The following is a 7,163-nucleotide window of genomic DNA, read 5'->3' as shown; positions in this document are numbered from 1 at the left end:
GCGCCAAGAAAAAAGCCCCGAGTCTTGCGACTCGGGGCCAAATCCACCAATTGAGAGGGTGGAGGAGACAACCGGTGCGCACCTGAGTGCGCGTTGAAATAAAGTATAGCGAGGTCTTGCTGCGATGCAACAAGGCAATGGTGATTTACCCCACAACCTTTGCGCGAAGTCGACGGCTTTGTGATTTTTGACCGTCACCCGCGTATCTGAACTCGAGAAAGAAAGAGCGATTGCAATGGAGTGCACCGTCAGTTGGACCGGCGCCACAGGAACCCGATCGGCCATGGGTTTCGTCGCTGAAACGGGAAGTGGGCATGTGCTCACAATGGATGGCGCTCCCGACGCGGCCCGGCCCGAGAACGGAGGGCAGAACCTTGCTCCCCGCCCGATGGAGACCGTGCTCGCCGGCACGGGCGGCTGCACCGCCTACGACGTGGTCATGATCCTCAAGCGGGGGCGGCACCAGGTCGAGCGCTGCAGCGTCAAGCTCACCAGCGAGCGGGCCGACAAGGATCCCAAAGTCTTCACCAAGATCCATATGCACTTCACGGTGGCGGGCAAGGGCATTCCTGCGGCGGCGGTCGAGCGCGCGATCGCCCTGAGCCATGACACCTACTGCTCCGCCAGCATCATGCTGGGCAAGACGGCGGAGATCACCACGAGCTTCGACCTGATCGACCTCTGAGCGCCATGTGCTCAGATGCGGTGCGCCACCGTCGTCATGACACGGGCCGCCAGCCGCATCAGCGCCTTTGCCGGGCCGGGCAGCAGCGCGGCGCCTGATTGCTCGGCCCACTCGGCGTGCCGGGCCTCGTCCGCCTTCATCTGCTCCACCACGGCACGAGAGGCCGTATCGCCCTCGGGCAGGCGGCTCAGGTGGCCGTCCAGGTGGGCTTCGACCTGCCGCTCCGTTTCTGCCACGAAGCCCAGGCTCCAGGGATCGCCCAGACGACCGGCCAGCAACCCCAGGCCGAAGGCGCCGGCATACCAGAAGGGATTGAGCCGCGACCGGTGCGTGCCGAGCGCCTCGATGCGCGCCTGGGTCCAGGCGAGGTGATCCGTCTCTTCCTCGGCGGCTTGAAGCAGCTTTTTTTGCAATACGGGATCTCGCGTGGAGGCGGCCTGGGCGGTGTAGAGCGCCTGGGCGCAGATTTCTCCGACATGGTTGACCCGCATCAGCGCGCCGGCTTCGCGCCGCTGCGCATCGGTCAAGGGGCTGGCCGGTCCACCTTGAGGCATGGCGCGATGGGCATGAGGGGTGGCGAACAGAGTTCGCAATGCGGAATCGGCGGCAGCCAGCAGTGGATCGACGGGCGAGAGGGACATGCCCGCATTTGAGCGCAATCCAAGCGCCGGTTCTTTGGCGCAGGGAAAACAGGCCGGGCGAAGGGGCTGCGGTGCTGTTGCAGTGCTACAACGAAACGGACGGGCACTTCCGGATTTCTGCCAATTTGCTTTGCCCTTGTGCGGCGCCTCTGGTGCAATAGCAACAACTTCCCAAAAGGAGGTTGGCCCGGGGCCCGGTGGGAGCACAAGAAGTGCCAGCACGGTGAACCCTTCGCACCGGCGCCCTATGTCTTAACCTTGGAGAAACTTGCAATGAAAAAATCCCTCGTTGCTCTGGCTGCCCTGGCTGCTGCCGGTGTTGCCTCGGCGCAATCGTCGGTGACGCTGTTCGGTATCGTGGACGCCTCGATCAGCAGCGTGTCGAACAAGAGCGAGCTGGTGACCGATCCGTTCACCCTGCTGACCAACCCGTACGCCTACCTGTACCTGCCGGGCTCGCTGAAGACCAGCCGGACCGGCCTGAACAACAGCGCCTACAACTCCAGCCGCCTGGGCTTCCGTGGCGTCGAAGATCTGGGCGGCGGTCTGTCGGCCAGCTTCTGGCTGGAAGCGCCCATCACCAACGATGATGGCGCCACCGGTGTCTCCACCTTCGCTCGTCGCTCCACCGTGAGCCTGTCGGGTGGCTTCGGTGAAATCCGCCTGGGTCGCGACTACAAGCCGACGTTCTGGAACTACACGGTCTTCGATCCGTTCGGCACCGTGGGCGCCGGCACCGCTCTGATCCAGCGTGCCACGCCCGCGCTCGAGAACTCCAACGTTCGCGCCAGCAACTCCATCGGCTACTTCCTGCCCAAGAACCTGGGTGGCTTCTATGGCCAGGTGATGTACTCGTTCCACGAGCAACTGAAGGCTGACAACAACCTGCAAGACGCTCTGAACCCGAACAGCCGTGGTGGCCGTTACTGGGGTGGCCGCTTCGGCTACGCCAACGGTCCTCTGGACGTTGCTGTGGCCTACGGCGAGCAGAACAACGAGTCGGACTGGCTGACGGGCTACGACAACACGGCCAAGAACTTCAACGTCGGTGCCAGCTATGACTTCGGCGTCGTGAAGCTGTTCGGCCAGTACGCCCGCGTGAAGAACAAGGACGAGTACTCGGCGAACGAGCCCTGGTTCAATCCGTCGACCAAGATGGACGGCTACCTGCTGGGTGTGACGGTTCCCGTCGGCGCCGGTCAGATCCGCGCTTCCTACGGCCGCGTGAAGTTCAAGACCGATCGCGATCCGCTCGTGGCGCTGCTGGATCCGTACTACCAGTACGCCGATCCGAAGGCTGACCAGCTGGCTGTGGGCTATGTCCACAACCTGTCCAAGCGCACGGCTCTGTACGCGACGGTTGCCTACATCAAGAACAAGAACGGCGCGAACTTCAGCGCTGGTTCGGGCAACATCACCGCTCCGTTCGCGTCGACCTACACCGACACGGTGTTCGGCTCGTCGGGCGCCTATCGTCCGAAGACCTCCATCGGCTACGACCTGGGCATCCGCCACGCCTTCTGATCCCCCGCTGGCTCACGCCAGCAGGGATCGAAAGCCAAGGCCACTCCGCGAAAGCGGAGTGGCTTTTTCTTTTGGCGCATGCGATGGCCTTGTGTCCGAGTTTTTTCGTGCCCTCATTAGGTGCAAACCCCGTGCGCCGCCAGGCTCGGGCACGCGCCTTGCTCTGCTAGCATCCTTTGAAACTCGCTCCACTGAATGCTCGCTTTCGTATTGCGCCGCCTGATCCAGGCCGTGATCGTGATGGTCGCGGTGGCTTTCATCGCATTTCTGCTGTTCCAGTACGTGGGTGACCCGGTGGTGTTCCTGCTGGGGCAGGATGCCAAGCCCGAGCAGATCCGCGAGCTGCGCGTGGCGCTGGGGCTGGACCGGCCCTTCTTCGTGCAGTTCTGGCATTTCCTGCTGAACGCGGCCCAGGGCGAGTTCGGCCTGAGCCTGCGCCAGGGCGCAAAGGTGTCGAGCCTTCTGGCTTCACGCTTTCCTGCCACCTTCGAACTGGCCCTGGTGGCGGCCGCGCTGGCGCTCCTGATCGGCATTCCGATGGGTGTCTACACGGCGCTGCGGCGCGGCAGCTTCATGAGCCAGGTGTTCATGACGCTGTCGCTGCTGGGTGTGTCGCTGCCGACCTTTCTCATCGGCATCCTGCTGATCCTGGTGTTCGCGGTGCAACTCGGCTGGTTTCCGAGCTTCGGCCGCGGCGAGGTGGTGCAGGTCGGCTGGTGGCACACGGGCCTGCTGAGCCTGAACGGCTGGCATCACCTGGTGTTGCCGGCGGTGACGCTGGCGATCTTCCAGCTCACGCTGATCATGCGCCTGGTGCGCGCCGAGATGCTGGAGGTGCTGCGCACCGACTACGTCAAGTTCGCGCGGGCGCGGGGCCTGTCGAACCGGGCCATCCATTTCGGCCACGCCCTGAAGAACACGCTGGTGCCGGTGATGACCATCACCGGCCTGCAACTGGGCGGCCTGATCGCCTTCGCCATCATCACCGAGACGGTGTTCCAGTGGCCGGGCATGGGCCTGCTGTTCATCCAGGCCGTGACCTTCGCCGACATCCCCGTGATGGCCGCCTACCTGTGCCTGATCGCGCTGATCTTCGTGGTCATCAACCTGGTGGTCGACCTGCTCTATTTCGCGGTCGATCCGCGCCTGCGCGTGGGCAAGGCGGGAGGGCACTGAAGATGAGCGACCTGCGCTACCAGGCCGGCGGCCGTGCGTTCGCGCACATCGCCCGCTTCCATCCCGAACTGACGGCGCTGCGGCGCGACCTGCATGCGCACCCGGAACTCGGCTTCGAGGAGGTCTACACCGCGGCGCGCGTGAAGGAGTCGCTGCGCGCCTGCGGCGTGGACGAGATCCACACCGGCATCGGCAAGACGGGCGTGGTCGGTGTGATCCGCGGCCGCACCACGGCCAGCGGGCGCGTGATCGGCCTGCGCGCCGACATGGATGCGCTGCCGATGAAGGAGGACAACGCCGGGCTGCCCTGGTGTTCCGCCCGGCCGGGCCTCATGCACGGCTGCGGCCACGACGGCCACACGGCCATGCTGGTCGGCGCCGCGCGCTACCTGGCCGAGACGCGCCGCTTCGACGGCACGGCGGTGCTGATCTTCCAGCCGGGAGAAGAAGGCTTCGCCGGCGCCCGCGTGATGATCGAGGACGGCCTGTTCGAGCGCTTTCCCGTCGACGCGGTCTATGCCATGCACAACTGGCCCGCGATGCCGGCCGGCACGGTGGGCATCAACCGCGGCGCGATGATGGCCGCGGCCGACCGCGTCACCATCGACATCGCGGGCAGGGGCGGCCACGGCGCGCACGCCTACCAGACGGTGGACCCGGTGCTGGTCGCGGCGCACATCATCACGGCGACGCAGAGCATCGTCTCGCGCAACGTGCGGCCCATCGACGCGGCCGTCATCAGCCTGTGTGCCATGCAGGCCGGCGACCTGGACGCCTTCAGCGTCATCCCCGGCTCGGCCCGGCTGGTGGGCACCGTGCGCACCTTCAACGTGCGGGTGCAGAACCTGGTCGAGCAGCGCCTGCGCGACCTGTGCGCCTCGGTGGCCGCCGCCTTCGGCGCCACGGCCGAGATGAAGTACGAGCGCATCTACCCGGCCACCATCAACACCGCGCCCGAGGCCATGTTCGCCGGCGACGTGGCGGCCTCGATCGTCGGCGCGCACAACGTCGACCGGCAGCTGGAACCCAGCATGGGCGCGGAGGACTTCTCCTTCATGCTGCAGAAGAAGGCCGGCGCCTACCTGCGCATCGGCCAGGATGTGCAGGGCGGCGCCCACCTGCACAACGCGCGCTACGACTTCAACGACGAGATCCTGCCCCTGGGCGCCGCCTTGCACGCGGGCCTGGTCGAGCAGGGCATGCCGCTGGCTGACGAGGGCAGCCAGCCATCCGATGCGGCCGCCACCCGCGGCCGGCAGCCCGAGCCCGCCGCGACCGCGGCCACCTGAGTCCGTGAACTGCACGGCAACCACCCGAGGAGTGCTTCCATGAGCTTCAAGAAAAAAGTGGCCGCAGCGGCCGTCCTGTCCGCCCTGGCGACGGCGAGCCTGCTCGCGAGCGCGCAGACCATCCGCATCGCCAACCAGGGCGACGCGCTGTCGATGGACCCGCATTCGCTCAACGAGTCGCTGCAGTTGTCCACCACCGCCAACGTCTACGAGACGCTGACCGGCCGCAACAAGGACCTGAGCCTGGCCCCGCTGTTGGCCACGAGCTGGAAGCAGGCCTCGCCCAGCGTGTGGCGCTTCGAGCTGCGCAAGGGCGTCAAATTCCACGACGGCACGCCCTTCACCGCCGACGACGTGCTCTTCAGCCTGGCGCGTGCCGCGGGCGACGGCTCCGACATGAAGAGCAACACCAACGACATCAAGGAAGTGCGCAAGGTCGACGACTTCACCGTCGACATCGAGACCAAGGCGCCCTTCCCGGTGCTGCCAGATGTGCTCTCGACTGTGATGATCATGAGCAAGAAGTGGTGCATCGAGAACAAGGCCGAGAAGCCGGTGGACCGCCGCAAGGGCATCGAGAACACCGCCTCCTTCAAGGCCAACGGCACCGGTCCCTTCAAGCTGCGCGAGCGCCAGCCCGACGTGCGCACCACCTTCGTGCGCAACAACGACTACTGGGGCAAGATCGAGGGCAACGTGCAGGAGGTGGTCTTCACCCCCATCGCCAACCCGGCCACGCGCGTCGCGGCGCTCATCTCCGGCCAGGTGGACGTGATGGAGCCGATCCCGGTGCAGGACATCCCGCGCGTCAACGCCAGCCCGAACGCGCGCGCCGTGGTCGGCCCCGAACTGCGCACCATCTTCCTGGGCATGGACCAGAAGCGCGACGAGCTGCTGTACTCCAGCGTCAAGGGCAAGAACCCCTTCAAGGACAAGCGCGTGCGCCAGGCCTTCTACCAGGCCATCGACATCAACGCGATCCAGAAGACGGTGATGCGCGGCGCCTCGCGGCCCACGGCCCTGATGGTCGGCCCCGGCATCAACGGCTGGACCGAGGCCCAGGACAAGCGCCTGCCCTTCGATCCCGACGGCGCCAAGAAGCTGCTGGCCGACGCCGGCTACCCGAGCGGCTTCGAGGTGACGATGAACTGCCCCAACGACCGCTACGTCACCGACGCGCAGGTCTGCCAGGCGGTGGCGGCCAACCTGGCGCGCATCGGCGTCAAGATCAACCTGCAGGCCGAGACCAAGGGTACCTACTTCCCGAAGATCCTGCGCCGCGACACCAGCTTCTACCTGCTCGGCTGGACGCCCTCGACCTATGACGCGCACAACGCCATGAATGCGCTGATGCGCTGCCCCGACGACAAGACGGGCGACGGCCAGTTCAACCTGGGCTCGTACTGCAACCCGAAGTTCGACGAGCTGACGGTGAAGGTGCAGTCCGAGACCGACAAGGCCAAGCGCGACGCGATGATCAAGGAGGCCTTCCAGATCCACACCGACGACGTGGGCCACCTGCCGCTGCACCAGCAGTCGCTGGCCTGGGGCGTGAGCAAGAAGGTCACGCTGGTGCAGATGGCCGACAACTACATGCCCTACAAGTGGATGAGCATCAAGCCATGAATTGAACCACCCCCAGTCTTCGCGGACTTCGTTCCGCTACGCCAACCCCCTGCGGGGGCACCGCCTGCGGTCTGGCCAAGCCAGTCCCGCGGCGGTTCCCGCATGGCCTGCTCCGCGGCCTTCAGTGTGTTGGCGGCTCTTGTCGCACCCCGATGAAAACAACCCTCGCCCGCTGGTACGACAGCGACGTTGGCTACAGTTTCCGCACGTCGCCGGTGGCGA

General features: G+C 65.8%; 6 protein-coding genes, 1 tRNA gene and 1 pseudogene. 7 read left to right on the top strand and 1 reads right to left on the bottom strand.

Annotated features, from left to right (window positions below; translation table 11 throughout):
- Positions 1–235: 235 nt before the first annotated feature.
- The gene (locus ACIY1X_RS23035) at positions 236–685 is read left to right on the top strand and encodes an OsmC family protein (protein ID WP_038207489.1); all 450 of its coding nucleotides are present in this window, start codon (positions 236–238) and stop codon (positions 683–685) included.
- An 11-nt stretch (positions 686–696) separates the two neighbouring features.
- Here the strand turns inward: ACIY1X_RS23035 and coq7 are convergent, their stop codons facing one another.
- Positions 697–1,326, bottom strand: a complete 630-nt coding sequence (gene coq7, locus ACIY1X_RS23030; RefSeq protein ID WP_038207490.1) for a 2-polyprenyl-3-methyl-6-methoxy-1,4-benzoquinone monooxygenase — start codon at positions 1,324–1,326, stop codon at positions 697–699.
- A 273-nt stretch (positions 1,327–1,599) separates the two neighbouring features.
- Here coq7 and ACIY1X_RS23025 point away from each other — a divergent pair, with 273 nt between their 5' ends.
- The 6 genes and pseudogenes from ACIY1X_RS23025 (at position 1,600) to ACIY1X_RS23000 (ending at position 6,941) form a co-directional block, all read left to right on the top strand.
- Positions 1,600–2,850, top strand: coding sequence for a porin (locus ACIY1X_RS23025; protein WP_399685125.1), 1,251 nt, complete (start codon positions 1,600–1,602; stop codon positions 2,848–2,850).
- 195 nt (positions 2,851–3,045) lie between these two features.
- Positions 3,046–3,288: pseudogene (locus tag ACIY1X_RS23020) on the top strand (ABC transporter permease); the annotation flags it as partial.
- 255 nt (positions 3,289–3,543) lie between these two features.
- Positions 3,544–3,651, top strand: a tRNA-Ser gene (locus tag ACIY1X_RS23015).
- Complete coding sequence (locus ACIY1X_RS23010; protein WP_399685123.1) at positions 3,610–4,026, top strand: ABC transporter permease; 417 nt, start codon at positions 3,610–3,612, stop codon at positions 4,024–4,026. The genes ACIY1X_RS23015 and ACIY1X_RS23010 overlap by 42 nt, the downstream gene beginning before the upstream one ends.
- A 2-nt stretch (positions 4,027–4,028) precedes the next feature.
- The gene (locus ACIY1X_RS23005; protein WP_399685120.1) at positions 4,029–5,315 is read left to right on the top strand and encodes a M20 aminoacylase family protein; all 1,287 of its coding nucleotides are present in this window, start codon (positions 4,029–4,031) and stop codon (positions 5,313–5,315) included.
- A gap of 39 nt (positions 5,316–5,354) precedes the next feature.
- A complete protein-coding gene (locus tag ACIY1X_RS23000) occupies positions 5,355–6,941 on the top strand; it encodes an ABC transporter substrate-binding protein (RefSeq protein WP_399685117.1) in 1,587 nt (528 codons plus the stop codon).
- Positions 6,942–7,163 lie beyond the last annotated feature (222 nt).

The sequence above is a fragment of the Xenophilus sp. genome (assembly GCF_044462705.1).
Classification (GTDB): Bacteria; Pseudomonadota; Gammaproteobacteria; order Burkholderiales; family Burkholderiaceae_C; genus Xenophilus; species Xenophilus azovorans.
This window is presented reverse-complemented; position numbering and strand designations above follow the sequence as displayed.